The 26,732-nt window shown below is 66.1% G+C and carries 24 protein-coding genes and 1 other RNA gene; 8 read left to right on the forward strand and 17 right to left on the reverse strand.

Annotated elements, in window-relative coordinates:
• Position 1: 1 nt before the first annotated feature.
• From murF to mraZ, 6 genes are read right to left on the reverse strand one after another with little or no spacing between them, the layout of a single operon-like run.
• Entirely contained in the window at positions 2–1,372 is a 1,371-nt protein-coding gene (gene murF, locus RT688_RS05170) for a UDP-N-acetylmuramoyl-tripeptide--D-alanyl-D-alanine ligase (protein WP_313703780.1), read from the reverse strand.
• Positions 1,373–1,374: 2 nt separating this feature from the next.
• Entirely contained in the window at positions 1,375–2,910 is a 1,536-nt protein-coding gene (locus tag RT688_RS05175; protein ID WP_313703781.1) for a UDP-N-acetylmuramoyl-L-alanyl-D-glutamate--2,6-diaminopimelate ligase, read from the reverse strand.
• Positions 2,910–4,685 carry a penicillin-binding protein 2 gene (locus RT688_RS05180; RefSeq protein ID WP_313703782.1) on the reverse strand — a complete coding sequence of 592 codons (1,776 nt, stop codon included), beginning with the start codon at positions 4,683–4,685 and terminating at the stop codon, positions 2,910–2,912. The genes RT688_RS05175 and RT688_RS05180 overlap by 1 nt, the downstream gene beginning before the upstream one ends.
• A complete protein-coding gene (ftsL, locus tag RT688_RS05185) occupies positions 4,682–4,954 on the reverse strand; it encodes a cell division protein FtsL (RefSeq protein ID WP_312547805.1) in 273 nt (90 codons plus the stop codon). Before ftsL ends, RT688_RS05180 begins: the two co-directional genes overlap by 4 nt.
• Complete coding sequence (gene rsmH / locus RT688_RS05190; protein WP_313703783.1) at positions 4,951–5,928, reverse strand: 16S rRNA (cytosine(1402)-N(4))-methyltransferase RsmH; 978 nt, start codon at positions 5,926–5,928, stop codon at positions 4,951–4,953. Before rsmH ends, ftsL begins: the two co-directional genes overlap by 4 nt.
• 7 nt (positions 5,929–5,935) lie before the next feature.
• On the reverse strand, positions 5,936–6,364 hold the full coding sequence (gene mraZ / locus RT688_RS05195; RefSeq protein WP_313703784.1) for a division/cell wall cluster transcriptional repressor MraZ: 429 nt from the start codon (positions 6,362–6,364) through the stop codon (positions 5,936–5,938).
• Between the two features lie 454 nt (positions 6,365–6,818).
• Here mraZ and RT688_RS05200 point away from each other — a divergent pair, with 454 nt between their 5' ends.
• The gene (locus RT688_RS05200) at positions 6,819–7,769 is read left to right on the forward strand and encodes an AAA family ATPase (protein WP_313703785.1); all 951 of its coding nucleotides are present in this window, start codon (positions 6,819–6,821) and stop codon (positions 7,767–7,769) included.
• Here RT688_RS05200 and RT688_RS05205 read toward each other — a convergent pair.
• On the reverse strand, positions 7,766–8,218 hold the full coding sequence (locus tag RT688_RS05205; RefSeq protein ID WP_313703786.1) for a hypothetical protein: 453 nt from the start codon (positions 8,216–8,218) through the stop codon (positions 7,766–7,768). The genes RT688_RS05200 and RT688_RS05205 overlap by 4 nt on opposite strands.
• A gap of 151 nt (positions 8,219–8,369) precedes the next feature.
• Here RT688_RS05205 and RT688_RS05210 point away from each other — a divergent pair, with 151 nt between their 5' ends.
• Positions 8,370–9,068 (forward strand): fumarylacetoacetate hydrolase family protein, encoded by a 699-nt coding sequence (locus RT688_RS05210; RefSeq protein ID WP_313703787.1) that lies wholly within the window; start codon positions 8,370–8,372, stop codon positions 9,066–9,068.
• Between the two features lie 43 nt (positions 9,069–9,111).
• Here the strand turns inward: RT688_RS05210 and RT688_RS05215 are convergent, their stop codons facing one another.
• The 10 genes from RT688_RS05215 to RT688_RS05260 all read right to left on the reverse strand — a co-directional run bounded on the left by RT688_RS05215 (position 9,112) and on the right by RT688_RS05260 (position 19,188).
• Positions 9,112–9,642 (reverse strand): PH domain-containing protein, encoded by a 531-nt coding sequence (locus RT688_RS05215; RefSeq protein WP_313703788.1) that lies wholly within the window; start codon positions 9,640–9,642, stop codon positions 9,112–9,114.
• 34 nt (positions 9,643–9,676) lie between these two features.
• Positions 9,677–11,164, reverse strand: coding sequence for a glycerol kinase GlpK (glpK, locus tag RT688_RS05220; RefSeq protein WP_313703789.1), 1,488 nt, complete (start codon positions 11,162–11,164; stop codon positions 9,677–9,679).
• A 91-nt stretch (positions 11,165–11,255) separates the two neighbouring features.
• Positions 11,256–12,134 (reverse strand): lysylphosphatidylglycerol synthase transmembrane domain-containing protein, encoded by an 879-nt coding sequence (locus RT688_RS05225; RefSeq protein ID WP_313703790.1) that lies wholly within the window; start codon positions 12,132–12,134, stop codon positions 11,256–11,258.
• Between the two features lie 22 nt (positions 12,135–12,156).
• Positions 12,157–13,086, reverse strand: a complete 930-nt coding sequence (locus RT688_RS05230; protein WP_313703791.1) for a glycosyltransferase family 2 protein — start codon at positions 13,084–13,086, stop codon at positions 12,157–12,159.
• On the reverse strand, positions 13,087–14,559 hold the full coding sequence (locus tag RT688_RS05235; RefSeq protein ID WP_313703792.1) for a glycosyltransferase family 39 protein: 1,473 nt from the start codon (positions 14,557–14,559) through the stop codon (positions 13,087–13,089). It lies immediately after the preceding gene.
• Positions 14,560–14,561: 2 nt separating this feature from the next.
• Positions 14,562–15,671: an NAD-dependent epimerase/dehydratase family protein gene (locus RT688_RS05240; RefSeq protein WP_313703793.1), complete on the reverse strand. Its 1,110-nt coding sequence runs from the start codon at positions 15,669–15,671 to the stop codon at positions 14,562–14,564.
• Positions 15,668–17,035, reverse strand: coding sequence for a UDP-glucose/GDP-mannose dehydrogenase family protein (locus RT688_RS05245; protein ID WP_313703794.1), 1,368 nt, complete (start codon positions 17,033–17,035; stop codon positions 15,668–15,670). Before RT688_RS05245 ends, RT688_RS05240 begins: the two co-directional genes overlap by 4 nt.
• Before the next feature lie 360 nt (positions 17,036–17,395).
• An RNA gene (gene rnpB, locus RT688_RS05250) (RNase P RNA component class A) lies at positions 17,396–17,747 on the reverse strand.
• A gap of 84 nt (positions 17,748–17,831) precedes the next feature.
• Positions 17,832–18,440 (reverse strand): PH domain-containing protein, encoded by a 609-nt coding sequence (locus RT688_RS05255; RefSeq protein ID WP_313703795.1) that lies wholly within the window; start codon positions 18,438–18,440, stop codon positions 17,832–17,834.
• A 70-nt stretch (positions 18,441–18,510) separates the two neighbouring features.
• On the reverse strand, positions 18,511–19,188 hold the full coding sequence (locus RT688_RS05260; RefSeq protein ID WP_313703796.1) for a hypothetical protein: 678 nt from the start codon (positions 19,186–19,188) through the stop codon (positions 18,511–18,513).
• Positions 19,189–19,404: 216 nt separating this feature from the next.
• On the opposite strand from RT688_RS05260, the gene RT688_RS05265 reads away from it, so the two are divergent.
• The 6 genes from RT688_RS05265 to rpoH all read left to right on the forward strand — a co-directional run bounded on the left by RT688_RS05265 (position 19,405) and on the right by rpoH (position 26,504).
• On the forward strand, positions 19,405–21,105 hold the full coding sequence (locus tag RT688_RS05265) for a thiamine pyrophosphate-binding protein (protein ID WP_313703797.1): 1,701 nt from the start codon (positions 19,405–19,407) through the stop codon (positions 21,103–21,105).
• A 262-nt stretch (positions 21,106–21,367) separates the two neighbouring features.
• On the forward strand, positions 21,368–22,129 hold the full coding sequence (locus RT688_RS05270) for a DUF4261 domain-containing protein (protein WP_313703798.1): 762 nt from the start codon (positions 21,368–21,370) through the stop codon (positions 22,127–22,129).
• 236 nt (positions 22,130–22,365) lie between these two features.
• The gene (ftsY, locus tag RT688_RS05275; protein WP_313703799.1) at positions 22,366–23,487 is read left to right on the forward strand and encodes a signal recognition particle-docking protein FtsY; all 1,122 of its coding nucleotides are present in this window, start codon (positions 22,366–22,368) and stop codon (positions 23,485–23,487) included.
• A gap of 2 nt (positions 23,488–23,489) precedes the next feature.
• The gene (locus RT688_RS05280) at positions 23,490–24,218 is read left to right on the forward strand and encodes a cell division ATP-binding protein FtsE (protein WP_313703800.1); all 729 of its coding nucleotides are present in this window, start codon (positions 23,490–23,492) and stop codon (positions 24,216–24,218) included.
• The gene (gene ftsX / locus RT688_RS05285) at positions 24,215–25,135 is read left to right on the forward strand and encodes a permease-like cell division protein FtsX (RefSeq protein WP_313703801.1); all 921 of its coding nucleotides are present in this window, start codon (positions 24,215–24,217) and stop codon (positions 25,133–25,135) included. Before RT688_RS05280 ends, ftsX begins: the two co-directional genes overlap by 4 nt.
• A gap of 478 nt (positions 25,136–25,613) precedes the next feature.
• Complete coding sequence (rpoH, locus tag RT688_RS05290; protein ID WP_313703802.1) at positions 25,614–26,504, forward strand: RNA polymerase sigma factor RpoH; 891 nt, start codon at positions 25,614–25,616, stop codon at positions 26,502–26,504.
• Positions 26,505–26,732: the final 228 nt, after the last annotated feature.

Below are 26,732 nucleotides of genomic sequence, written 5' to 3' on the forward strand. Positions count from 1 at the left end.
GTTAGTGGGCGTCCTTGCCAGTGTTTGTTGAACCAATCAGGTGATTGACCACGCGCTCCATCTTCATGAAGCGCGAGCCCTTCACCAACACAGTTGCGTCAGAATTGCCGCCCAGTTGCTCGTCCAGTGCTGCCAATAATTCTTCAAACTGCTCGAAATGCTTTGCGCCGCTCGCCACCAGGTGGCGCGACAGCTCGCCCGTCGCCAGCACGGACTCGATGCCGCGTGCCTGCGCGTAGGCGCCGATCTCTTCGTGGAATTCTTTTCCTTGCGCCCCGACCTCGCCCATGTCGCCGACCACCAGGATGCGCGGCGCCGGATAGGCTGCCAGCACGTCGATCGCGGCGCGCATCGAATCGGGGTTGGCGTTGTAGGTGTCGTCGATCACCAGCGCGCCGTTGGCGGCCCGCTTGCCCTGCAGGCGGCCGCCCACCGGGGCAAAGGCTTCCAGGCCGCGCACGATCGTGGCCGGTTCGATGCCGGCCGCCAGCGCGCAGGCGATCGCGGCGAGCGCGTTGCGCACGTTGTGCTCGCCCGCGGCGGCCAGTTTCACCGCGAATTCGCCGGAAGGGGCCGTCACTTTCAAATTGTTACCAAAGCCGGTGGCGGTATAGCTTGCGCGCACGTCGCAGGCGTCGCCCAGGCCGAACGTCAGGCTGCGGCAATGCCCGGCCAGGCCGCGCCACAGCGGCGTGTAGACGTCGTCGCCCGGATACACGGCGACACCGTCGGCCGGCAATGCCGCGAAGACGGAGCCGTTCTCCTGCGCCACCGCTTCCACGGTGTGCATGAATTCCTGGTGCTCGCGCTGGGCGTTGTTGACCAAGCCGACCGTCGGCTGGGCGATGGCGGCCAGGCGGCCGATTTCTCCCGGATGGTTCATGCCCAGCTCCACCACCGCGGCGCGGTGCGCCGCTTCCAGGCGCATCAGGGTGAGCGGCACGCCGATCTCGTTGTTCAGGTTGCCCTGGGTCGCCAGGCGGCCGTCGACGCCGAAGGCGGCGGCGAGGATGGACGCGATCATTTCCTTGACCGTGGTCTTGCCGTTGCTGCCGGTGACGCCGATCAGGGGAAGGTCGTACTGGCGGCGCCAGGCATTGGCGATCCGCCCCAGTGCCGCGAGCGTATCCGGCACGACGATGGCCGGCAGGGTCCAGCCTTCCGGCAGGCGCTCGGCCACGACGGCGGCCACGCCGCGCGCGGCGACCTGGTCGAGGAAGTCGTGGGCGTCGAAGGTTTCGCCGCGCAATGCGACGAACAGCGCTCCGGCTTGCGCCGTACGGCTGTCGGTCGAGACGCTGTCGAAGGCGGCATCAGCGGTCAGCTGGGAACCGGGAATCGAAGCGATCAGTTGTGCGAGCGAACCGCGCATGCTTAGTGTGTCCTCATCATGGTGAGCCGCGCGGTCAGGGCCAGCGCGGCGTGGTCTGCGTCGGAGAACGGCATCTTCTTGCCCTTGATCTCCTGGTAGGGTTCGTGGCCCTTCCCGGCCAGCAGGATCACGTCCTGCTTGCCCGCGTGCTTGATCGCCGACAGGATGGCGGCGGCGCGGTCCTCGATCGCCTGGTGTTTCGCATTCGGGTGGTCCTGGTCCATGCCGGCCAGGATCTGGGCGATGATGGCGCCTGGCTCCTCGCTGCGCGGATTGTCGCTGGTGACGATGACCTGGTCGGCCATCTGCGCGATCGCGCCCATCTGCGGACGCTTGCCCGGATCGCGGTCGCCGCCGCAGCCGAACACGCACCACAGGGCGCCGCCGCGCTCTTGCGCCACCTGGCGCAGCGCGCCCAGGGTCTTTTCCAGCGCGTCCGGCGTGTGGGCGTAGTCGATCACGACCATCGGCGCATCCTGGCCGCCGATCTGCTGCATGCGGCCCGGCGCCGGCACCAGGGCCTCCACCGCCTCGACCGCGCTCTTGAGCGGCACGCCCTTCGCCAGCAGCGTGCCCAGCACGGCCAGCGCATTGCTGATGTTGAAGTGGCCGACCAGCTGGGTCTTGACGACCATGCTGGCGTCAAGCGTCTCCAGGTGGAACTCGGTGCCCACCGGGCGGCTGCGCTTGTGCGAGGCGCGCAGGATGGCGACGCCCTCGATGGCTGGCTGCTCGGCTTCGCTTTTCAGGGTGTAGCCGGTGATGGCCAGCTGCGGCTGGCTGGCGCGCAGGTGCGCGACCAGGCGCTGGCCGGCGGCGTCGTCCAGGTTCACGACCGCATGCCGCAGCTCGGGCCAGGCGAACAGCTTGCGCTTGGCCGCCTCGTAGCTTTCCATGTCGCCGTGGAAGTCGAGGTGGTCGCGCGTCAGGTTGGTGAACACGGCGACGTCGAAGTGCATGCCGGCGGTGCGTCCCAGCTCCAGGCCGATCGAGGACACCTCGATCGCGAGCGCGCGCGCGCCGGCGGCGCGCACGGCGGACAGGCGCGAGGCCAGCAGCACCGCGTCGGGCGTGGTGTAGCCGGTCTCGATGAACTCCGGCGCCGCGCCGCCCTTGAACATGCCGACGCCCAGGGTGCCGATCACGGCGGTGGTTTCGCCGAGTTTGGCGAGCGCCTGGCCGAGCCAGACCGAGATCGAGGTCTTGCCGTTGGTGCCGGTGACGCCGACGGTGAACATGTCGGCGTCGGGCTGGCCGAGGCAGGCGTGGGCGATGGTGCCGGCCTGGGGCTTCAGGTCGGGCACGGCCAGGTGCGGCACGTCGAGCGTGTCGTCCCAGGCGAAGTCGCGCGGATCGTAGACCACGGCGGCGGCGCCGGCATCGACGGCGGCGCGGATGAAGCGGCGGCCATCGAGGCTGTCGCCCGGGTAGGCGAAGAAGACGTCGCCGGGCGTGACCTGGCGCGAGTCGGAAACGAGTTTGCCGCCCGGTGCGGCGGCAACAACCCAATGGCAGATATCGTGGTGACGGGGGGCCATCACAAACTCTCCTCGAGTGGTTCGGCGGGAATGATGATGTCGGTGACCGACGAGTCGGGCGGCACGTTGTCGGCGCGTAGCGCGCTGGCGGCCAGGTCGGCGAAGGTCGGCGCCGCCACGCCGCCGCCGGTGTGGACGGCGCCGCGCGGGTCGTCGACCATCACCGCGATCACGAAGCGCGGCCGCGACATCGGCGCGATGCCGACGAACGAGCCGACGTAGCGGCTCTGCGAATAGCGGCCGTCGACCACCTTCTGCGCGGTGCCGGTCTTGCCGCCGACGCGGTAGCCGGCGACCTGGGCGCGCGAGGCCGTGCCTTGCGGGCTGACCACGGATTCGAGCATGGTGCGCACCTGGGCCGCGGTCTGCGGCGAGATGATCTGCTGGCCGGCCGGCTCCTCGTTCACCTTCACGAACGAGAGCGGGATGATGTCGCCGTTGCGGGCGAAGATCATGTAGGAGCGCGCCATCTGCAGCAGCGAGACCGACAGGCCATGGCCGAAGGCCATGTTCGCGTACTCGACCGGACGCCAGGATTTCCATGGGCGCACGCGGCCGGCGGCCGGGCCCGGGAAGCCGAAGCGCGGCGCCTGGCCGTAGCCGAGCTTGGTGTACAGCTCCCACATGTCCTGCGGCGGGATCATCTGCGAGATCTTGATCACGCCGATGTTCGACGACTTCTGGATGATGCCGCTGGTGGTCAGCATCGGCTTCGGGTGCGAGTCGCGCATGGTGCGCCCGCCGATGGTGATGCGGCCGGCGCCGGTGTCGAACACGGTGTTCGGCGTGATCAGCTTCTTGTCCAGGCCGAGGGCCACGGTGAACGGCTTGATGATCGAGCCCGGCTCGTAGGTGTCGGTAATGACGCGGTTGCGCAGCTGCTCGCCGGTCAGCTTGCGGCGGTCGTTCGGGTTGTAGGTCGGGTAGTTGGCCAACGCCAGCACTTCGCCGGTGTGCACGTCCAGCACCACGGCGGCGCCGGCGCTGGCGTTGAACTTCTCGACCGCGTTCTTGATGCTGTTGAAGGCGATGTACTGCAGCTTGCTGTCGACCGACAGCACCAGGTCCTTGCCGTCGTGCGGCTCGCGCAGGATGCCCAGGTCCTCGACCACGCGGCCGAGGCGATCCTTGATCACGCGGCGGCTGCCCGGCGTGCCGATCAGCGACTTCTGCTGCGCCAGCTCCATCCCTTCCTGGCCCGCGTCCTCGACGTTGGTGAAGCCGACCAGGTGGGTCATGACTTCGCCCTGCGGGTAGAAGCGCTTGTATTCCTTGCGGGTGTCGATGCCGTTGATCTTGAGCTTCTCGATCTTGGCGATGACGTCCATCTCGACCTGGCGCTTCAGGTAGACGAAGGTGCGGTCGGAGTCGAGCTTCTTGCGCAGCTCCGATTCCGGCATCTCCAGCAGGCGCGCCAGCTCGGCGATCTTTTCCGGCGGCGAGGCCAGCACGTCCTCGGGCAGGGCCCACACCGCCTTCACCGGCAGCGAGGACGCCAGCACCTGACCGTTGCGGTCCATGATCTTGCCGCGCGTGGCCGGCATTTCGAGCGTGCGCTCGTAGCGGTTCTTGCCCTGCTTTTGCAGGAACTCGTCGTCGATCACCTGGCGGTAGACGGCGGCCCCGGCCAGGGTCATGAAACCGGCGAACAGCATGAACAGCACCATGCGCGAGCGCCAATCGGGCAGGCGCACGGCCAGCACCGGGCTTTTCGAGAAAGCCATGCCTTTCGCGGCCGCCACGCGGCCGGTGGTGAACGGCTTGTCGCGCTTCATTGCGCGCCCTCCGTCAGGTACTGGGTGCGGGCCGGGGTCAACGGGGTCATGTTCAATTCGGTGCGCGCGATCTGTTCGATGCGTTCGTTCTTGCCGAGGGTGGACTGGTCCAGCTGCAGCTGGGCCCAGTCGATGTCGAGCTGGCGCGACTGCTGCTGCAGGCGTTCGAGTTCGATGAACAGGTGGCGCGCCTGGTAGCGCGCGTTCACCAGCGTCAGGCCGCAGGCGATCAGGCCGGCAGCCAGCGCGACGTTGAGCTTGTTGCTCATCGGGCGCTGCCCTTCGCGACGTCCGGCAGGCGCTCGGCCACGCGCAGCACCGCCGAGCGGGCGCGCGGGTTGGCCGCGACTTCCTCGTCGCTGGGCTTGATCTTGGCGATCAGCTTCATCTGCGGCTGCGGCAGGTCGACGGCGCGGATCGGCAGCCGGCGGTCCGGCTGGGCGACCTTGGCTTTACTGGCCAGGAACTGCTTGACGATGCGGTCTTCCAGCGAATGGAAGCTGATGATCGACATGCGCGCACCCGGCGCCAGCAAGGCGTAGGCCGCGCTCAGTCCGGCCTCGAGGTCCTCAAGCTCTTGATTGATGAAAATCCGGATAGCCTGAAAGGTGCGGGTTGCCGGGTCCTTGCCCTTTTCCCGAGTCTTGACCGCGTCTGCCACGATTGCGGCAAGCTGGCGTGTGCCTGAAATTGGCTCGACTGCCCGGCGAGCAACAATCGCCTTTGCAATCTGAAAAGCAAACCGTTCTTCCCCATAATCGCGTATTACCTTTTCCAAATGTTGTTCGGTGGCCGTCGCGATCCACTCGGCGGCCGAGATGCCACGGGTGGTGTCCATGCGCATGTCGAGCGGGCCGTCGTGACGGAAGCTGAAGCCGCGCGCGGCATCGTCGACCTGGGGCGAAGAAATGCCCAGGTCGAGCAGGATGCCGTCGACCTGGGCGACGCCGCGCTCGGCCATGGCAGTGCCCATGGTGGCGAAGCTGTCGTGCACGATCGAGAAGCGCGGGTCAAGGATTTGTTCTGCGGTGGCGATCGCCTGGAGGTCCTTGTCGAACGCGACCAGGCGCCCTGCCGCATTCAGGCGCGACAGGATCAGGCGGCTGTGGCCGCCGCGGCCGAACGTGCCGTCTATATAGAGGCCATTCTTGCGCTCGCCTTCGTCGAGGTTCAGCGCATCTACCGCTTCGTCAAGCAGCACCGTGCGATGCTGCAGATGTGGCACCGTGTCGGGTGTGGTCATCGGTGCCTCAGAAAGAGAAGTTGGAAAGGACATCCGGCATGCCGCCGGCGACCGCCTCGGCCTCGTCCTGGGCCAGTTTGGCGGCGTCCCAGATTTCGAAGTGGGTGCCCATGCCGAGCATCATCACTTCCTTTTGCAGCCCGACGGCGGAGCGCAGTTCGGGGGAAATCAGGATTCGGCCGGCGCTGTCGACCTCGACATCGCAGGCGTTACCGAGGAAAATGCGCTGCCACGCGCGGGCGGACATCGGCCAGGCGGCGATCTGGTCGCGGTGGGTTTCCCAGACAGGACGGGGGAACAGCAGCAGGCAGCCGTGCGGGTGGCGGGTCAAGGTCAGGCGCCCTTCGCACTGAAGTGCAAGGGCGTCACGGTGCTTTGCCGGGATAGACATCCGGCCTTTCGCATCGAGATTGATCGCTGACGCGCCTTGAAACACGTAGGTACCTAGTTTGGAGAGTTATCAGTTTAGTTGTTTTGCGCGCCGGGAGACCCTGACATCTCCCACAAAACTGCACTTTTTCACACCGTTTCCCACTTTAGAGGAAGCGTTGTTGCTGGTCAAGCGAATTCCGTGAGGAAACTTACCGATTTTGCCAATGAAACCAAGGACTTAGCGCGCTTCCCTCAAGCAGTGTCAAGACAAAATGTCCCGCAAAATGAAGCACTTAGCTAAAAGACTGCAAGTGCTACCTCATCTAGACAAGCTGTCTTTACGATTTGACATGGCGCAAAAATAGGCTGAACCGGACGCTGCCCTGCAACACCGCCGGGCGCGCACAACAGTCGGGCTGGAAATTGCGGATTCATGCTCGGCGGGTTAGGATTATTCATCGCCCGGCAAGTAGGGGCGCCGACGCTGGCGCCGCCGGGCGGCATGAAGGAGAACCGCCGTGAGCATCACCCTTGCCCGCACCCGCGCCGTCTACGACCTGCTCGACGTCCAGGACGCCCTCGAGCGCAGCCGCGGGCGCTCGCCGGAACTCGACGCGTTCTACGAACGCATGCTCGAGACCGGCCCCGAGCGCTTCGTCACCACCCCCTCTTCCATCGAATCCCTCGACGTCCTGCGCGAGGACTGTCCCAACTTCGACGAGGTCCTGGACGACCTGGCGCGCTACCTGCGCCTGGCCCATGCCGGCAACCGCGGCTTCAACGTGATGCCGATCCTGCTGCTGGGCGGCCCGGGCGTGGGCAAGACCCATTTCGCACGGCGCCTGGCCAAGGCCATGGGCACCGAGTTCGAACTGATCAGCATGAACGCCCTGTCGGCCGGCTTCGTCATCACCGGCAGCTCGGCCAGCTGGCGCGGCGCCAAGTGCGGCAAGGTCGCCGAACGCCTGGTGCGCGGCCAGTTCGCCAACCCGGTGGTGGTGCTCGACGAGGTCGAAAAGGCGACCGGCTCCTCGCAGTCCGACCCGCTGGCCGCCCTGTACCAACTACTGGAACCGGAAACGGCGCGCGCCTTCCGCGACGAGTTCATCGACGTCGAGATCGACGCCAGCCAGATCTGCTGGGTCCTGACCGCCAACTCCACCGAGGGCATCCCCGCGCCCCTGCTGAACCGGATGGCCGTGTACGAAGTGCCGGCGCCGACGCCCGAGCAGGCGGCAGGCATCGCCCAGCGCATGTACGCGGGGCTGCTGGAGGAACTCAACCTGGACGGTTTCGACGAGCGCCTGGCCGACGCCGTGCTCGACCGGCTGGCGCCGGTCTCGCCGCGCGACCTGCGCAAGACCCTGCTCGACAGCCTGGGCTATGCGGTGGCCGGCGGGCGCAGCCAGGTCACGCTCGAGGACGTGCGGATCAGGACGACGCCGGGCAAGGGGCGGATCGGGTTCTAGCGCAAGTCAGGCGTGCCTTCGAAGCGCGCGCTCAGCGGAGAGAAGTAAGCGACGGCCAGTACTGCGCTCCACGACATTGCCCACAGCGCGGACAAAAACGATTCCAGTGGCGCCACCAGTACCGGACCGTCCAGAAGATAGAGCGGCAGGGGCGCCAGCGTCAGCCAAAGGCTCCACGTGCGGCCCCAGCGCCGGAATCGGTAAAGACCGACCAGCGCGGCGTAGGACGCAACGCCCAGCGCCAGTATCAAGGCCGTATACAGCTGTTCGGAATATGCGTCGATGACATTGGGCTGCGCCTCATAGGCTTCCCGCAAGCGCAGAAACGCGGCATCTTGCGGCATAAACGCGCTCGCTGCTGCGGCAGCCAACTCCAGCAAGATGGACAGCAGGAGCAGGAAACGAAACCGTGCTGGAGTCATGTACGTCGGAACCGAGTCGAGAATCATCCATTCTAGCGTTGACAACGCCCTTTCGGCAGAGCCTGCTGCGAAAAATGCGATGGTTCGGCGAGAACAGGAGACAGGAAATCGCAGGCTGGTGCCGGCAGTCGGCCACCGCTTGTAAAATGAACCGTATCCAGTCCCGATTCGAGAACCCATGACCGACTACGCCTTCACGCCGCCCGCCATCCCCTCGCTTGCCATCTTCGGCAGCAGCGCCCGTTTCCCGATCCGCCGCGTGTTCTGCGTCGGCCGCAACTACGCCGCCCACGCGCGCGAAATGGGGAGCGACCCGAACCGCGAGCCGCCCTTCTTCTTCATGAAGCCGGCCGACGCCGTGGTGGCGGCCGAGGGCGCGCTGCCCTACCCGCCCGCGACCGAAGACCTGCACCACGAGATCGAGCTGGTGGTGGCGCTGCGCTCGGGCGGCGCCGACATCCCGGCCGACGAAGCCCTGGCGAGGGTCTGGGGCTACGGCGTCGGCCTGGACCTGACGCGGCGCGACCTGCAAGCGGCGGCGAAGGAAAACGGCCGGCCCTGGGACATGGCCAAGGGCTTCGACGCCTCGGCGCCCTGCTCGCCGCTGCGCCCGGTGAGCAGCTTCGGCCACCCGTCGGAGGACGCCTGCATCCGCATGACGGTGAACGGCGAGGTGCGCCAGGAAGGCGCGCTGACCGAGATGATCTGGCCGGTCGCGGACATCATCAGCCACCTGTCGCGCCTGGTGACGCTGGCGCCGGGGGATTTGATCTTCACGGGGACGCCGGCGGGAGTCGGCGCGCTGAAACCGGGCGACCGCGTGCACGGCGAGGTGGCCGGGGTCGACGAGTTCGATTTCGAGATCGTCGAGAAGTAAACGTCGAGAAGTGAGCGCCGAGAAGTAAGCGCCGAAGCGACTATCAGCCCGGCGCCGGCCGGCGCGCCCGCAACGCGGCCAGGAAACGCTCCGGCTCGGCCACGCTTACCAGCAGCGACGGCCCGATCCGCGCCGGCAGGTAGACCACCTGGTTGCGGTCGGTCAGCAGGGCAAACACCTGTTTCTCGTTCGGCGCGTTGAAGCGCCCGGCCGCATAGCCGGGCATGTGGATGCCGTTCCTGCGCACGCCCAGGCGCGCCTCCTCGATGGAACCGTAGCTGCCGATGCGCGCGCCGTCCAGGTTGAAGTCGGACAGCGGCCGGTCGTGTTCATAGAAATGGGCGGCGCGCAGCAGGATCTTGCCGTCGGCGAGCTCCAGGGCATTGTCGTGCACCGAATAGGCCAGCGTGGCCGTGAAGGGCACGATCAGGACCGCCGCCAGCAGCACGTTCTTCATGCTGACGGCCAGGCCATCGCGCCGGATCACCAGCAAGGGCGCGGCGCAGGCCAGGAAGGTGATCGCCGCCATGGTCCAGAACACGCCGCTGCCTACGGGTGCAATTTCAAACTGCATCGTCTCGCTCCATCCTTATCGTTGTATGTCCGGTTCAATGTTCGGCCCACCCCTTCGCATGCGCGACGGCGCGCGCCCAGCGCGTCATCAGCGCGGCGCGGCGCTCGGCGGGCATGCCGGGTTCGAAACGGCGCTCGGCGCGCCAGAGCGCGGCGATCTCCTCGCGCGAGCTCCAGAAACCGGTCGCCAGGCCGGCCAGGTAGGCGGCGCCCAGCGCCGTCGTTTCCGTGACCTTCGGCCGCACCACCGGCACGCCGAGCAGGTCGGCCTGGAACTGCATCAGCAGGTCGTTGCGGGCCGCGCCGCCGTCGGCGCGCACCTCGGTCACCGGACAGGCTGCGTCCTTCTGCATCGCCTCGAGCAGTTCCGCGCTCTGGTAGGCGATCGCTTCCAGCGCCGCGCGCGCGACATGGGCGGCGGTGGTCCCGCGCGTCATGCCGACGATGGTCCCGCGCGCGTACGGGTCCCAGTGCGGCGCACCCAGGCCGACGAAGGCCGGCACCAGCATCACGCCGCCGCTGTCGGTCACCGACATCGCCAGCGGCTCGACCTCGTTCGAATGCTTGATGATGCCGAGCCCGTCGCGCAGCCACTGGACGGTGGCGCCGCCCATGAAGACGCTGCCCTCGATCATGTAGTCGACCCGGCCGTCGACCTTCCAGCCGATGGTCGCCAGCAGGCGGTTGCGCGAGACCGGCGGCACGTAGCCGGCATGCATCAGCATGAAGCAGCCGGTGCCATAGGTATTCTTGACCATGCCCTTGTCGTAGCAGGCCTGGCCGAAGGTGGCGGCCTGCTGGTCGCCGGCGATGCCGGCCACCGGAATCGCGCGCCCGAACCATTCTTCATGCGCCAGCCCTACTTCGCCGGAACTCTTGACCACCTCGGGCAGCATCGCCGCGGGGATGCCGAACAGGTCGAGCAGGGCCGGATCCCAGCGCAACGTGTGGATGTTGTAGAGCATGGTGCGCGAGGCATTGCTGACGTCGGTGACGTGGCGCCCGCAGAGTTTATAGACGAGCCAGCTGTCGACCGTGCCGAAGCACAGCTCGCCGCGCTCGGCGCGCGCGCGGGCGCCGGGCACGTTGTCGAGCAGCCAGGCCAGCTTGGTCGCGGAAAAATAGGCGTCGAGTTCGAGCCCGGTGCTGCGCCCGACCAGGTGCGCCTTGCCTTCGGCACGCAGGCGGTCGCAGGCGCCGGCCGTGCGGCGGTCCTGCCAGACGATGGCGCGCGCGACCGGCTCGCCGGTCGCGCGGTCCCAGACGATGGTGCTTTCGCGCTGGTTGGCGATGCCGATGGCGGCGACCTGCCCCGCGTCCACGCCGGCCTGTTTCAGCACCTGGCGCGCGCAGGCGAGCTGGCTGTTCCAGATATCGAGGGCATCGTGCTCGACCCAGCCGGGCTGGGGGAAATGCTGGGGAAACTCCTGCTGGGCGCAGGCCGCCACCTGGCCCTGGCGGTCAAACAGGATCGCGCGCGAACTGGTCGTTCCCTGGTCGAGGGCGAGGATGTATTGGGGCATCGATGTCTCCGGAAGAAGCCAGCATGCTTCGTTTCCGGATTGTAGCCCAAGAGCGGCCCATATCCCTCGCTGGGAGCGCCTGGCGACACTGTCAGGGGCTGCCCCGCATTCCCTGGTCCTGGCACGCCCGCGAACGCAGCGAAAAATGGCCCAGGAACAGGGATCCGATCAAGGACGAGAATGCCGTGATCAGGAAGAAACCGCTGGACGCCATCACGCCGTAGGTGGGCTCCAGGTGGAACAGGCCGACGCCGAACAGAAAGGTCGCCTCGCGTATGCCAAGGCCGCCGACACTGAGCGGCAGCACGGCGGCGATCGACGACACCAGGAACAGGAAAAAATAGGCCAGGTGATGCGCCGCGGGCGCGCCCAGGTACGCAAGCAGCATTCCCATGCATGTCAATTGCAGGCATTGCACCCCGATGCCGAGCCCGAACACGGCGGCCATACCCCGCAGGTCGAGCTTGACCAGCCGCCGATGCCCGGCGACGAAGACGGCGATTACCGCGGCCAGCGTTGCCAGCGACGCCGCGATGACGGCCGGCGCCTCCCAGGGCAGCGCCAGCATGGGCATCAACAGGCAGGCGATCGCCAACAGGACCAGGATGCCGCTGACGCGGTCCGCCAGGGTAGTCGTGATCAATGCGCGCAGCGGCAAGGCATGGCTGCGGTGCAGGACCAGGATCTTGTAGGCATCGCCACCGATCCCGCCCGGCAGGAACAGGTTCAGGAACATGCCCGCGTAATACAAACGCAGGTTGTCGCCCTCGCCCAGGTGCACGCCCGCATGGCGCTGGTAGATATTCAGGCGCAGCGCGCCGACGATCTTCGACAAGTTGAAGACGACGAAGGCGGCGGCCAGCAGCGGCGAGCGCCGCGGATGATAGGCCAGCATTTTCACCTGGCTGAAGTCGAGATGGCGAAAGACGACAACGACCAGGCAGGCCGATACCAGCACCTGCAAGGCCACTTTCAGCTTCTTGCCGACGTGTCTAGACACCGGTGATCTTCTTGATCTGGTAGGGCTTCTTGTTCTGGGATTCGTAATATGTGCGCATGATCAGGTCCGCCACGAAGCCGGTGGTGATCAGCTGGATGCCCGCCACCGTCAGCAGCAGGCCAAGGAACAGCAGCGGCCGTCCGGCGCTTTGTTCCCCCATCAGCTTGTCGAACAGCACATAGGCGTTCAGGACGCAGCCCGCGAAAAACGCGACGAGCCCGGCGGTGCCGAACAGGTGCATGGGACGCTGGCCATACTTGCGGATGAACACCATGAGCATCAGGTCGCTGACCACCTTCAAGGTGCGATTGATGCCGTACTTGGACACGCCGGCATGGCGCGCATGGTGACGCACTTCCATCTCCGTCATCCTGGCGCCATACATCGTGGCCAATACCGGCACATAGCGGTGCAGTTCGCCATACAGCCCCAGGTTCTTGGCGACGTCGCGCTTGAACAGCTTCAGGGTGCAGCCGTAATCGCTGATATGGACGCCGGTCGCGCGCCGGATCAGCCAATTGGCCAGCTTGCTCGGCACCTTGCGCAGCAGGAAGCCGTCCTTGCGCCTGGCGCGGATGCCGGCGACGACGTCCCAGTCGCCTTCGCGCATGCGCTCCATCATGCGCGGGATATCGTAGGGATCGTTTTGCAGGTCGCCATCGAGCATGACGATCAGCTCGCCATTCGCGGCATCGATGCCGGCGGCCATGGCCGTGGTCTGGCCGTAGTTACGATTCAGTACCAGGACGCGGGTATTCGGAGTCGCACAGCGTTCTATTTCCGCCACGGTGGCATCGACCGAGCCGTCGTCCACGAAGATGATCTCATGCTCGATCCGGGCCAGCGCCTCTGCGATACGCGCGATCAGGGGCTCGATATTGCCCTGCTCGTTCATGACTGGAATAACGACCGACAAAAGCATTTACGCGTCCTTTAACGAGACAAGCGCATATTCCACCGCGATGGCGCCTTGTCGATCCTGTGGTGTGCCGATAGCGAGCCGTCCGCGCCGGCGGACCACGCCCGATGGGTAGGCGTCGAGGAAACGGTCGACGCCATGCTCCGGCTGGCCGCCCGGGCCGATCAACAGCAGCTCGCCACGCAGGGCGGGCCGGCTTTGCAGCACCTTGGGCAGCAGCATGACTGTCCATGCGGGGTGATGCAGATACAGGTTGCCCGCGACCGTCAGGTCGTCCGCGACCACGGTGTCCGCCTGGGGAAAGCGCAGCATCAGTTGCGCCGACAATGCGCCGAACGGTGCGCGCGTGTCCTTGTCAAGGTAGCCGCGTGCCAGCATGCCCGCCAGGATGAGGATGGCGCACACCCCGGCCGCCCACAGGATGATGCGACGCATCGTGCGGCGCGCGAGCGATGGAAACAGGACCAGGAACGCAAGCGGCAGCAGGAACAGGATCGGCTGCATCCAGCGGCTCTTGATCCTGGCCAGCTCGCCGCTGAGCACCAGCACGGTGATGCACGCAAACGCCGCAAGGTAGAACCAGAGGATAAACAGGGCCGCGGGGGTATCGAGCCGCGCCCGGGCCTGGCCGCGGCGCCGCCACCAGATCCAGCCGTAGACGATCCAGAGCGGCGTGGCAAACAGCATTGTCGCGCCCACCATGTTGCCGAAACCACGCGCCACCCTGCCGGCGTAATCCCCGCCACGGCCATGCATTTTCTCCAGCGTGGCGCCCGTTGCGACATCCAGGTGGTTGAACAACCACAACGCGTGCGGCGCCAGGGACAGCGCCGCCACGGCCAGCGCCAGCCAGGCATCGCGGGTCCATACCGCCCGCCGGTGTTCCCGCACCAGCAGGCTGGCCGCCAGCAGCCCGAGCGCGAATACCGCGAAGTTGTACTTCGACTGCAGGCCGAGCCCGACCAGCAGCCCGAAGAGCGCATGGCGCCACCTGCTCCGGTGCCGGAGCAGGCCGACATAGCACCAGAGCGTGAGCGCGGCCATGCAGGTCGCCAGCACCGAATGCGTCAGGTCGCGCTGCGATTCCCAGCCCAGTTGCGGCAACAAGATGAGCGAGGCGGCGGCAATGATGGCCGCGTTCATGCCGATGAGCAATCTGGCCGTGTGGAACATCGCCAGGTAGGTGCAGAACAGCAACAAGTTCTTCTGGACGGACAGGGCGACGAGATTGATGCCGAATGCGGAGAACATGAGCCATTGCAGCCAGAAATACAGCGGCGGCTGGTTGCCGTAGCCAGCCTGCAGGTGCTGGAAGCTCAGGATCGCTTCCGCTTCGTCGAGGTCGAGCACGGCGGGCGAGGTCACGCGCAGCACGACTTGCAGCAGGAAGTAAATTGCGAGTACCAGGAGAAAGCGCATGCCTGCGCGCTGTTCGTCCGCCGCCTCGACAGGCGCGTCTTGCATGGCCAGCTGCATGGCTAGCCAGCCTGGCCGTCGGCCATCCAGGCAACCAGCCACGCGTGGAAGCGGCGCAGCCCATCCTGGAGCGGGGTCGCCGGCGCAAAGCCGACCCAGTCGCGCAGCTTGCCGGTATCGGCACAGGTCATCGGGACGTCGCCCGGCTGCATCGGCAGGAAGCGGATCCTGGCCTTGACCCCGACAGCTTCCTCGAGGGCCGCGATAAAATCCAGCACCCGGACCGGCTGGCGGTTACCGATGTTGAACACCGTGTGCGGCGCGGCGCCGGCGGCCGGATCGGCCAGCGCATTGGCCAGCACATTGGTCAATGCGCTGGCCGACTCATTAGCCGACTCATTGGGCGACGCACTGGTCGGCGCATCGAGCGGCTGATCGGCCGATTCGCCGGGCGGTTTTGCCAGCACGCGGACGATCCCTTCGACGATGTCGTCGATATAGGTAAAGTCCCTTTCCAGTTCTCCTTGCGCGAAGACCGGAATCGTCTCGCCCTTGAGCATTTTCTGCGCGAAGCTGAAATACGCCATGTCCGGCCGTCCCCAGGGGCCGTAGACCGTAAAGAACCGCAGGCCGCTCGCGGGCAACCCGAACAGGTGGCTATAGGAATGCGCCATGACCTCGTTCGCCTTCTTGGTCGCCGCATAGAACGACACCGGGGCATCGGTCCTGTCGCTTTCCCGGAAGGGCGCTGCCAGGCTTGCCCCGTAGACGCTGCTGCTGCTCGCGTAGACCAGGTGGCGGGGCTGGCACTGCCGGCAGGCTTCCAGGACGTTGGCGAACGCCACCAGGTTCGATTGCACGTAGGCGGCGGGGTTGTCGATCGAGTAGCGCACACCGGCCTGCGCCGCCAGGTGCACGACATACGCGGGCCGGACGCGTTCGAACAGGCGCGCGACCTGGCCCGCATCGGCAAGCTCCACGGCTTCGCAGCGCAGGTCGTGCGGCGCCAGCAGGGCCTTGACGCGTCCATGTTTCAAGTCAAGCGGGTAAGCCGCGCTGAAGTTGTCGCATGCCGTCACCCCCATGCCCATGCGCGCCAGGCGCGCCGCCAGGAAACTCCCGATGAAACCGGCTGCGCCGGTGACCAGGACAGGTGTATTGGCCGGGATCATTGCTGCCCCACCGGCACAGGCCTGCCGATACCGTGGTAGTTCAGTCCGAACGAGGCGACGAGCTCCGGATCGTAGAGATTTCTGCCGTCAAAAATCGCCCGGTGCCGCAGCGTGGCGGCCAGGAAGCCGAAGTCCGGCGAACGAAACTCTTTCCACTCCGTCGCAATGGCCAGCACGTCGGCGCCTTCGACGGCGGCCGCCGCCGAATCCGCCACCTTGTACAGTTCCTGGCAACGCGCTTCGCCATGCTCCCTGAGCAGCACGCGTTGCGCCGCACCGGCGGCAACGGGATCGTAGGCCTGTACGCGGCAATTCGCCGCAAACAGTTTCCGTATCAGCGCAAGACTGGGCGCCCCGCGCACATCGTCCGTGTTCGGCTTGAACGACAAGCCCCACAGCGCAACGGTTTTTCCCGCCAGCCGATCGATGCCGTCGAAGAACTCGGCAATCTTCTTGAACAGGATGTTCTTTTGCGATGCGTTCACCGCTTCGATGGCGTTCAGGATGCGCAGGTGCTGGCCATGGTCGTCCGAGGTCTTCAGCAAGGCCCGGACATCCTTGGGAAAGCAGGAGCCGCCGTATCCCACGCCGGCATATAGAAAGTCCGGGCCGATGCGCGGATCGGAGCCGATGCCGCGCCGTACCTGCTCGATATCGGCGCCCAGGCTTTCCGCCAGGTTGGCCAGTTCGTTCATGAAGCTGATGCGCGTGGCCAGCATGGCGTTGGCGCCGTACTTCGTCAACTCGGCGCTGCGCACATCCATTTCGACCAGCTTTTCATGGTTGCGGCTGAATGGCGCATAAAGATGGCGCATGATCTTCGTTGCCTGTGGATTGTCGCTGCCGACGACAATCCGGTCGGGGCGCATGAAATCCTCGATTGCCGCGCCTTCCTTCAGGAACTCGGGATTGCTGACGACCGAGAAGTCGATGGACACGCCGCGCATGCCGAGTTCGCCGGCGACGACGCTTTTTACCTGGTCGGCGGTGCCGACGGGCGCGGTCGATTTGTTGACCAGGATGGCCGGCCGCTGCATGCACTGGCCGATGCTGCGCGCCGCGGAAAGCACATGGGTGAGATCGGCCCCGCCCTCCTCGTCGGGCGGCGTGCCCACGCACAGGAAGATAACGTCGGCGTGCGCAACCGCTTCATCGTAGTTGGCGGTGAACCTCATCCGGCCGGCCGCCCTGTTGCGCGCCACCAGGGCATCGAGGCCAGGCTCGAAGATCGGCAGCCGGCCCGCATCGAGCATCGCGATCTTGCGTTCGTCGACGTCGAGACAGAGCACGGTGTTGCCCACGTCGGCAAAGCAGGCGCCCGAGACCAGTCCGACATAACCTGTGCCAATCACTGTTATCTTCATATGGTGTGCGAACCAAACCAATTGACAACAAAACATGAACAACCGGGGAGGAGGATGGCCCTGCCCTATGCCGGTTGCGCCCTTGCCGCGATACTGTTGGTGATGTAAGGCTGGTGTTGATGCAAGACGAATGCAGACAGGGGACCGCAACCCACGTGATCCAGGTCAAGCAGCACCGAGGGCTCGACTAGCCCGTGAAGAACTGCCCGCCATCGCGCTCCCGAGCCAAGACAGTGCTACGTCTGCCGTCTTTATGGCTCAGTGTTCAGATCGTTTATGGTCGCGGAAGTTCCTGCCGCGGCAGGGGAAGTACCCGAGTGTCGTCCTGCGCTTGCTCGCGCGCAGGAGAAAAAGAATTAAGTGCAAAGCAGGCCGATAGGCCGGATTCTGTGTAGTGGTCTCCCTTGCGGGACGCCCCTATGACAGCCATTCCTCTAGGCGCCGAATTACTCCGGCGCTCAAGCTTCCTACCCGCACGCTCCGCGAGCAACATCAACGCGTGCCTATTTGGAATTGCTCCAGGTGGAGGTTACCGCGTTTCACCGTAACTGAATACGCTCGTCTCTGTGGCCCTATTCCTCGCCTTATACCCCCGGCTTGCGCCGGAAGGCTTTCGGCGGACGGCCGTTAACCGTCACCCCGCTCTGTGGAGTCCGGACCTTCCTCCCGCCGGCGCCTTGCGGCGCCAGCCAGCGACTGTCTGGCCTGCTTCACGGCATCATTGTAACCGATGGCGGGTGGCCCTCCTAGTCGGCGTGGCGGATGCGGTACACGGCACACCGCACGCGAACTTCCCTCAGTTGTGGATGTACTTCGCAAACACGTCGCTGAAATCGCGCTTGGTGTGCGTATCGAACATGGCGCTATTCAGGGCCGCCAGCAATTCGCCGTATTGCTTGACCAGGCCGCCCTCGCCCGGCGCGATGTTCAGCTTGTGCACGGACGCGGTGGCATCCAGCGCGCGCAGCGCATTCTCGCGGCAGGCCGCGTCGCGGCGCTGCTGCTTGCCGATCGAGATCAGGGCCTTGTAGATGTCCTTGAGCTGTTCGATGAAGGTTTTCTTGACGTCGATCGAGAACACCGTGTCGTCCAGGTTGAATTTCAATTCGATGTCCATGTCCAGCGTGCCGGCGGTCTCGATGCTGACGTTCGAGATCTGGTGCGCGGCATAGTCGTAGCGCTTGATCGCGCGCTTCGACGACACGGCCGAATCGCCGTCGACGTGGATCAGCGCCAGGTTGGTGAAGCAGTACTCGTCCTTCTTGCTCTTGATGAGAAAGAAGATCTGCTCGCCGTCTTCGCTGAACAGGTAATCGTCGGCATCGACCTTGTTGTAATCCGCCGGGCCGACGATGACGCCGATATCGCTGATGCCCAGTGCTTCCGCCGCCAGTCTCTTGAACATGATGATCCTCGTATAAAACCGCTACATTGAAAAAGTGAAAAAGCCGGAATGGCGTTTCCCTTGGACGCGATCAGACCGAAATCGTCGCCCCGCCCTCGCGCGGCCGGTCGCGCGGCACGGGCGGGAGAGGGACCGCGGGCGCCGCCGGCGCCGCCTGTTCCCGGTGCTCGTTGCCGATCCGGTCCAGGTCCTCGACGCTCATCAGCGGCGCATACATCAGGTCCTCGGGATCGGTCGAGCGGCGCCAGCCCAGGTGCAGTTCGCCCACCGCGCGCTTGGCCAGCTTGATCGTGCGCTCGCCGGTGCGCACCGTCAGGCGCGGCTCGCCGTTCTCGATCTCGACCAGGCGCGCCATCGACAGCACCGAGCAGTTCAGGTTCGGGCTGTGCATCGAGAACTGGAAGCGGAAGTTGCCGGTCTGCGAATTGATGTCGCGCGTGGTGAGGAACAGGCGATAGGTTTCCGGTCCCAGGCCCGGCAGACGGCTGCTTGCACGCACGGCGCGCTCGAGCAGCGCTTCGCTGGCGTATTGATCCGTCCCGGGCAGCACCGGAATGCGCAGCGGCGGCAGGCGCAAGCCCGCCCGCACGCGGATGCCGAGCTGGCTCGCCAGCGCCCGGGCGACGTTCGCCGCGTAATCCTCGGGAAAATCGTCGAGCGGCACGACGTAGACGGGAACGATGTCGCCGCGCGGCTTGACGGCGAACGCGACGCCGCTGCCCAGCAGCGCCAGACCGGTCAATAACATGTGACGTCTCTGCATGATTTCCCTAGTAGTATTTTATTTTTAACAAGTTTAGCCCCAGGCCATCGCGCCGTCCAAGCATTTTGCATATTGATAAGATTATCAGCCCGGCATTTCTGAAATTTGGTGTCGCCATTTGAAAAGCTTGCGCTCAACTGCTGGCATAGAATATTTCGATGCCTGGCATGGCCCGGCCAAACCAACAAGGATGACAGAGACATGACGCACCCTTCCCGCACCGGCGGCCAGATCCTGGTCGACGCGCTCCACGTCCACGGTGTCGACACCGCCTTCGGCGTGCCCGGCGAAAGCTACCTCGACGTGCTCGACGCGCTGCACGATTCGCAGATCCGCTTCGTGATCAACCGCCAGGAAGGCGGCGCGGCGTTCATGGCCGAGGCCTACGGCAAGCTGACCGGCAAGCCCGGCATCTGCTTCGTCACCCGCGGCCCGGGCGCGACCAATGCCTCGATCGGCGTGCACACGGCCTACCAGGATTCGACGCCGATGATCCTGTTCATCGGCCAGGTCGGCAACGACTTCGTCGACCGCGAAGCCTTCCAGGAGATCGACTACCGCCGCATGTTCGGCCAGATGGCGAAATGGGTGGCCCAGATCGACCGCGCCGACCGCATCCCCGAATACATCGCGCGCGCCTTCCAGATTGCCACGAGTGGACGACCGGGGCCGGTCGTCCTTGCCCTGCCGGAAGACATGCTGGTGTCGAAGGCGGAAGTGGCCGACACCCGTTGCCACACCCCGGTGCAGGCCGCGCCGGCGGCGAGCCAGATCGGCGCCCTGCGCGCCATGCTGGCCGAAGCGCAGCGTCCGCTGGTGCTGCTGGGCGGCGGCACCTGGAATGCGCAGGCCTGCGCGGATCTGGCGAGCTTCGCCGAGGCGAACGCGCTGCCGGTGGCCTGCACCTTCCGCTTCCAGGACCTGATCGACAACGCGCACCCGAACTACATCGGCGACGTCGGCATCGGCATCAACCCGAAGCTGGCCGCGCGCGTGAAGGAGGCCGATCTCGTGATCGCGATCGGCCCGCGCCTGGGCGAGATGACGACTTCCGGCTACTCCCTGCTCGATTCGCCGGTGCCGAAGCAGCGCCTGGTGCACATCCACGCCGACCCCGAGGAACTGGGCAGCGTCTACCAGGCCGAGCTGATGATCGCCAGCGGCGCGCCGCAGGCCTGCGCGATGCTGGCGGCGATGGAACCGGTCGATGCCGGCGCCTGGCGCCACACGGTGGAAGAAGCGCGCGCCGAACTGGCCGCGTGGCAGGCGCAGCCGCCGGTGTTCAAGGACGGGCAGGCGCCGCTCGACCTGTGGCAGGTGGTGCAGGACCTGCAGGCCACGCTCCCTGGCGACACCATCGTCACCAACGGCGCCGGCAACTACGCGTCCTGGGCGCACCGCTTCTGGCGCTACGGCGGCATGCGCACCCAGCTGGCCCCGACGAATGGCGCGATGGGCTATGGCGTGCCGTCGGGCGTGGCGGCGAAGATCGTCGCGCCGGAGCGCACCGTGGTCACCTTCGCCGGCGACGGCGAATTCATGATGACCGGCCAGGAGCTTGCCACCGCGGTGCAGTACGGCGCCGGCGTCATCATCATCGTCTTCAACAACAGCATGTTCGGCACCATCCGCATGCACCAGGAGAAGACCTATCCGGGTCGCGTCTCCGGCACCACGCTGCACAACCCGGACTTCGCGGCGCTGGCGCGCGCCTACGGCGGCCACGGCGAGGTCGTCGAGCGCACCGCCGACTTCGCGCCGGCCCTGGCGCGCGCCCTCGAGCACGCCAACGGCAAGCAGCTGCCGGCGCTGATCGAGCTGCGCTACGACGGCAACCTGATCACGCCGAACGCGACGCTGGAAGCGATGCGCAAGGCGGCCGAGGCGGCCAAGGCCGGCTGAGTCGTATCAGCGGCCCTCCCTCCCGGGGCCGTGACAAAGCGCGCCCAGGGATCGTCCGGGCGCGCGGCCGCCGCCTGACCAGGAAGCCGTCCCGGCCGCCCGTTTTATCCGCGTTCGATTGCGAAAACACGTTTGCGCCGAACCGGCTATGCTCTTCGGCAGACAGCTCAGCCGTATCCGGGAACGGGAGCGGCAAGGCCGCGTCATGGCGCGCCCGGCGAACGCATCCGGCGCCATCACCCGATAACGAGGAGACGAAGCAGTGAGCACCACTCCGGAACTGGTCCTGTGCATTCCCGGCCCATGGGAAAACCTTGGTGTGCTGGCCGAAGAGATCGCCGCCAGCGCCATCGGCTACTCCCTGGCGGGCGGCGTGCTGAGCGACAGCGCGACCGGCTTTGCCTGCGAGCTCGCCCTGCAGCCGGCCGACCCGAACCTGGTGGAGGACTTCGTGAAGGCCGGCCCCCATTGGGCGCGGTCCGAGGCGATGGCCGACATCGACACCCATGCCTCGGTCGCCTACCTGGTGGGGCCGGGCGGTTCGCGCGCGGCGGCCGATGCGATGATGCGCGCCGGCGCGGCCCTGATCGATAGCGGCGGGCTGGGCGTGAAGGTCGACAGTACCGGCATCGCGCATGCGCCGGCCTACTGGATCGACATGTGCGAACAGCTCGACCAGCTCACCGCGCACCGCGCGCTGGTGGTGTATGTGGCCGGCGCCGACGTCTATTCCTGCGGAATGCACAACTTCGGCCTGCCGGAAGCGGTCACCAGCGCCAGGGACAAGACCCAGGCCGCCGACATGCTGCGCTTTTTCACCCGCTACCTGCTCGAGCGCGCGCCGGACCTGGCCGACGGCCACACGTTCTCGGTCAGCGAAGGCAAGCCGGTGTACAGGCTCGAACGCGTCGCGGCGATCGACTACGGCGAAGCTTCGCTGTTCAACAATCCCTACGGCGCCTGGCGCCTGCACCCGCCGGCTCCTGAAAAGAAGGGCAACTGGTGGACGCGCAACCGGCAATGAAGCGCTAGTCTCCCCGCCTCGGCCCTGCCGTGCGGCGCTGCGGTCGCGCCAGGCGCCCCGAACATCCGCCAGGCCGCGGCCGGACTGCCGTTCGCGCGCCTGTCGACAGCCGGCGCGCCCCGTCCGTCCGTTGCCGATTCGTCAGTACTGTGCTCTGGTAAAATACCCGCGACCCTATTCGTCGTGCCGGTATCGCATACCGGCATGTGCATGCAGCAGCCGCCCCTACGCAACCCATGTTTAGTTTCTTTAAGAGAAAAAAAGCCGCCCCCGAAACGCCGGCGCCGGTCGAACCTGTCGAGCAGGCGGCGCCGGTCCAGCCCGCGCCCGCGCCTGCCCCAGCAGCAGTTCCCGCCCCCGCACCCGCCTTTACTCCGCCTCCGGCCCCTGCCCTGGCGAGCGCCGAACCCGAACTCGTCATCGAAGAGACGGCCGAGCGCCCGACCACCGCCGCAGAGCAGAAGAAGTCCTGGATGGCGCGCCTGAAGGCGGGCCTGGCCAAGACCTCGAGCAATCTCTCGCTCTTGTTCGTCGGCGCCCGCATCGACGAGGACCTGTACGAGGAACTCGAGTCCGCGCTCCTGATGTCGGACGCCGGCATGGACGCCACCGAACACCTGCTCACCAGCCTGCGCCGCAAGGTCAAGGAAGACAAGCTGCTCGACGCCGCCGCCGTCAAGGCCGCGCTCAAGGAGCTGATGATCGAGATGCTCGCGCCGCTGCAAAAGCCGCTGGAGCTGGGCCGCCACGAACCGCTGGTGATGATGATCTCGGGCGTCAACGGCGCCGGCAAGACCACCACCATCGGCAAGCTCGCCAAGCACATGCAGCGCTTCGACCAGTCGGTGCTGCTGGCCGCGGGCGACACCTTCCGCGCCGCCGCGCGCGAGCAGCTGATGGTCTGGGGCCAGCGCAACAACGTCACCGTGATCTCGCAGGCCTCGGGCGACCCGGCCGCCGTGGCGTTCGACGCGGTCCAGTCGGGCAAGGCGCGCGGCGTCGACGTCGTCATGGTCGACACCGCCGGCCGCCTGCCGACCCAGCTGCACCTGATGGAAGAACTCAAGAAGATCAAGCGCGTGATCGGCAAGGGCATGGATGGCGCCCCGCACGAAACCCTGCTGGTCATCGACGGCAATACCGGCCAGAACGCCCTGGCCCAGGTGAAGGCCTTCGACGACGCCCTGCAGCTGAGCGGCCTGATCATCACCAAGCTGGACGGCACCGCCAAGGGCGGCGTGCTGGCCGCGATCGCGCGCACGCGCCCGGTGCCGGTGTACTTCATCGGCGTCGGCGAGAAGCTCGACGACCTGCAGCCCTTCAATGCAGAAGAATTCGTGGAAGCGCTGCTGGGATAAAGATGATCGAATTCCACAACGTCTCCAAGAAATACTCGGTCGACGCGACCGCCCTGCGCGACGTCACCCTGAACATCGACAAGGGCGAGCTGGTCTACCTGGCCGGTCCTTCGGGCGCCGGCAAGTCCACCCTCATGAAGATGGTGGCGGCGGTCGAGCGTCCCAGCAGCGGTCGCGTGGTCGTGTTCGGCCAGGACATCGGCAAGATCAAGAAGGCCGGCATTCCCTTCCTGCGCCGTAACCTGGGTTTGATCTTCCAGCACCAGCGCCTGCTGAACGACCGCAACATCCTGGCCAACACCATGCTGCCGCTGCTGGTGACCGGCGCCCCCCGCGCCCAGGCCGAGCAGCGCGCCCGCGCCGCCCTCGACAAGGTGGGCCTGCTGGACCGCGCGAAGGCCCATCCGCTGGAACTGTCCGGCGGCGAGCAGCAGCGCGTGGCGATCGCGCGCGCGATCGTCAACCGGCCGCAGATCATCCTGGCCGACGAGCCGACCGCGAACCTCGACCGGGTGGCGGCCGACAAGGTGATCGACGCCCTGCGCGCCTTCAACGCCGTCGGCGTGACCTGCGTGATCTCGACCCACGACGAGCAGATTCTCGACAAGGCGGCGCGCGTGATCCGCCTCGAGCACGGCCAGCTGGTCGGCGATGGACTCGCCGGCGCGGCCGGTTCGGTCGACGCGGCAGGCGATGCCGGAGCTGCGGCAACCGAAGGAGGTCCCGCATGAGCCCCTGGTTCCGCCAGCACCGCTTCGCGCTCGGCGCGGCGCTGTCCACCGTGCGCAAGGCGCCGGGCAGCTTCCTGTTCAACGTGCTGGTGATCGCGGTCGCGCTGACCCTGCCGTTCGCCGGCATCACCCTGCTCGAGAACGTGCGCCCGATGTCGGAGCAGCTCTCGGTCGATCCCGAGGTCAGCGTCTTCGTGAAGCTCGACGCCACGCGCGAGCAGGCGCAGGCGATTGCGCCGCAGTTGCGCCAGATCCTGGCGGACAGCAACGCAACGATTGCCTTCATCCCGCGCGAACGGGCGCTGGAAGAGCTGAAGGCGCGCAGCGGCCTGTCCGACGCGCTCGACACCCTTGGCGACAATCCCTTGCCCGACAGCTACGTGATGAAGCTGGCCGGCTTTTCGAACACGGCCGACGCCGCGCGCATCGACGCCGTGGTCGAGCAGATGCACCAGTTGCCGCACGTGGACACGGTGCAAGTCGACTCGGCCTGGGTGAAACGCCTGGCCGCCCTGATGGGCGTGCTGCGCCTGAGCCTGCTGCTGCTGGCGGTGACGCTCGGCGTGGTGGTCATCGCGGTGGTGTTCAACACGATCCGCCTGCAGGTGCTGACCCAGCGCGAGGAAATCGCGGTCTCGAAGCTGCTCGGCGCGACCGACAACTTCATCCACCGCCCCTTCTATTACACCGGCGCCCTGTTCGGCCTGTGCGCCGGCGCGCTGGCGCTGGCCGGCGTGGCGCTGGCCTTGCGCCCGTTGAACGCGGCGATCGCCGAGTTCGCGCGCCTGTATGCGTCGGAATTCCAGCTGGCCTTCCTCGGCCCGCTGGAACTGGCGGCCCTGCTGGCGATCAGCGCCGGCCTCGGCCTGATCGGCGCCATGCTGTCGGTGCAGCGCCACCTGGCGCGCCTGCACTGAGTTCGCGCCCCGATCCAGCCTTGCGGGCGGACCCATGGGTCCGCCCGTGTCATTTTCCAAGCCTCGCGGCCGCTCGACTTGTGCGTCTACTTCCCTTACCGAAGTAGGAATTTGCCTCGCAAGGCGCGGAACTCGGTGCTTCGTGCGCCAACTAACAGAAACCGGGTTTCGACAGCCCTTAGTCTGTGGCCTAACGCGATCCACAAGAGGCACACACTTGAGATAGCTCAATAGAAATGCGCCGTTTCACTCTACAGTAGAGCGAGCGCAATTAATGCTTTAAAGCAATACTTTAGCCAGACTTAAACGGCCCTCGGTTTCCGGGGGCTCGCTAGCACTCACCCTTGGAGAGTGCTAATATATAACTCAAGTGAATGTAAATGGGTTCGCTTGCATCCGGAATCAAGCCGAAAAAATCAGCAGCGGGAATCGTCCCCTGCATGAGATGCAGCACAAAACACTCTACGAGGAAAAGATAATGTCCGCACAATCCGCATTGGTTCCAACCGGCAGCCGTGCTCTGGGACTTGGCTTCACCGGCAATCTCGGTAACATCGACGCGTATATCTCCGCGGTGAACCGGCTGCCGATGCTGTCCCATGAGGAAGAAGTATCGCTGGCGACGCGGCTGCGGGAAAAGAACGATCTCGACGCCGCCCAGAAGCTGGTGCTTTCGCACCTGCGCCTGGTGGTGTCGATCGCGCGCGGCTACCTGGGCTACGGCCTGCCGCACGCCGACCTGATCCAGGAAGGCAACATCGGCCTGATGAAGGCCGTGAAGCGTTTCGACCCGAACCAGGGCGTGCGCCTGGTGTCGTACGCGATGCACTGGATCAAGGCCGAAATGCACGAGTACATCCTGAAGAACTGGCGTCTGGTGAAGGTCGCGACGACCAAGGCCCAGCGCAAGCTGTTCTTCAACCTGCGCAGCAACAAGCAGGGCCTGGACGCGATGTCACCGGGCCAGGTCGACGACCTGGCGAAGCTGCTGGGCGTCAAGCGCGAGGAAGTGATCGAGATGGAAACCCGCCTCTCGGGCCGCGACATCGCCCTGGAAGCGCCGACCGACGACGAGGACGACAAGTTCTCGCCGATCGCCTACCTGTCCTCGGACCAGCAGGAGCCGACCAAGGTGCTGGAGGCCGAGCAGGTCACGCGCCTGCAGTCCGAAGGCCTGGAAACGGCTCTGGGCAAGCTCGACCCGCGTTCGCGCCGCATCGTCGAAGCGCGCTGGCTGGCCAACGACGACGGCTCGGGCGCCACGCTGCACACCCTGGCCGAGGAATTCGGCGTCTCGGCCGAGCGCATCCGCCAGATCGAGTCGGCGGCGCTGAAAAAGATGAAGGGTGCGCTGGCGGCGTACGTGTAAGCCAGTCGCATCACACGAGAACGGCGGCTCCGCAAGGGCCGCCGTTTTTTATTGGCGTGCCCGCAACGGCGCTTTTCGTAGGGTGGACCGCGCCGCGAAAGGCACCTGTGTCCACGCGGTCTCACCCGTTGATCAGCAGTATCTCGTAGGGTGGGTTCTTGAACCCACCGGGTTATGCGGCGTCATGTGATCTTGCCGCAAGCGATGTTCAAACGCCGTACCGCGTGG

This window comes from Massilia sp. (assembly GCF_032106685.1).
Taxonomy (GTDB): Bacteria; Pseudomonadota; Gammaproteobacteria; order Burkholderiales; family Burkholderiaceae_D; genus Telluria.

Excerpts from the sequence above, each read along its gene's own strand:
- murF (WP_313703780.1), bottom strand. The coding sequence starts at position 1,372 with ATGCGCGGTTCGCTCGCACAACTGATCGCTTCGATTCCCGGTTCCCAG.
- RT688_RS05175 (WP_313703781.1), bottom strand. The coding sequence starts at position 2,910 with ATGGCCCCCCGTCACCACGATATCTGCCATTGGGTTGTTGCCGCCGCA.
- RT688_RS05180 (WP_313703782.1), bottom strand. The coding sequence starts at position 4,685 with ATGAAGCGCGACAAGCCGTTCACCACCGGCCGCGTGGCGGCCGCGAAA.
- ftsL (WP_312547805.1), bottom strand. The coding sequence starts at position 4,954 with ATGAGCAACAAGCTCAACGTCGCGCTGGCTGCCGGCCTGATCGCCTGC.
- rsmH (WP_313703783.1), bottom strand. The coding sequence starts at position 5,928 with ATGACCACACCCGACACGGTGCCACATCTGCAGCATCGCACGGTGCTG.
- RT688_RS05205 (WP_313703786.1), bottom strand. The coding sequence starts at position 8,218 with ATGATTCTCGACTCGGTTCCGACGTACATGACTCCAGCACGGTTTCGT.
- RT688_RS05210 (WP_313703787.1), top strand. The coding sequence starts at position 8,370 with ATGACCGACTACGCCTTCACGCCGCCCGCCATCCCCTCGCTTGCCATC.
- RT688_RS05215 (WP_313703788.1), bottom strand. The coding sequence starts at position 9,642 with ATGCAGTTTGAAATTGCACCCGTAGGCAGCGGCGTGTTCTGGACCATG.
- glpK (WP_313703789.1), bottom strand. The coding sequence starts at position 11,164 with ATGCCCCAATACATCCTCGCCCTCGACCAGGGAACGACCAGTTCGCGC.
- RT688_RS05230 (WP_313703791.1), bottom strand. The coding sequence starts at position 13,086 with ATGCTTTTGTCGGTCGTTATTCCAGTCATGAACGAGCAGGGCAATATC.
- RT688_RS05235 (WP_313703792.1), bottom strand. The coding sequence starts at position 14,559 with ATGCAGCTGGCCATGCAAGACGCGCCTGTCGAGGCGGCGGACGAACAG.
- RT688_RS05240 (WP_313703793.1), bottom strand. The coding sequence starts at position 15,671 with ATGATCCCGGCCAATACACCTGTCCTGGTCACCGGCGCAGCCGGTTTC.
- RT688_RS05245 (WP_313703794.1), bottom strand. The coding sequence starts at position 17,035 with ATGAAGATAACAGTGATTGGCACAGGTTATGTCGGACTGGTCTCGGGC.
- RT688_RS05255 (WP_313703795.1), bottom strand. The coding sequence starts at position 18,440 with ATGTTCAAGAGACTGGCGGCGGAAGCACTGGGCATCAGCGATATCGGC.
- RT688_RS05260 (WP_313703796.1), bottom strand. The coding sequence starts at position 19,188 with ATGTTATTGACCGGTCTGGCGCTGCTGGGCAGCGGCGTCGCGTTCGCC.
- RT688_RS05265 (WP_313703797.1), top strand. The coding sequence starts at position 19,405 with ATGACGCACCCTTCCCGCACCGGCGGCCAGATCCTGGTCGACGCGCTC.
- ftsY (WP_313703799.1), top strand. The coding sequence starts at position 22,366 with ATGTTTAGTTTCTTTAAGAGAAAAAAAGCCGCCCCCGAAACGCCGGCG.
- RT688_RS05280 (WP_313703800.1), top strand. The coding sequence starts at position 23,490 with ATGATCGAATTCCACAACGTCTCCAAGAAATACTCGGTCGACGCGACC.
- ftsX (WP_313703801.1), top strand. The coding sequence starts at position 24,215 with ATGAGCCCCTGGTTCCGCCAGCACCGCTTCGCGCTCGGCGCGGCGCTG.
- rpoH (WP_313703802.1), top strand. The coding sequence starts at position 25,614 with ATGTCCGCACAATCCGCATTGGTTCCAACCGGCAGCCGTGCTCTGGGA.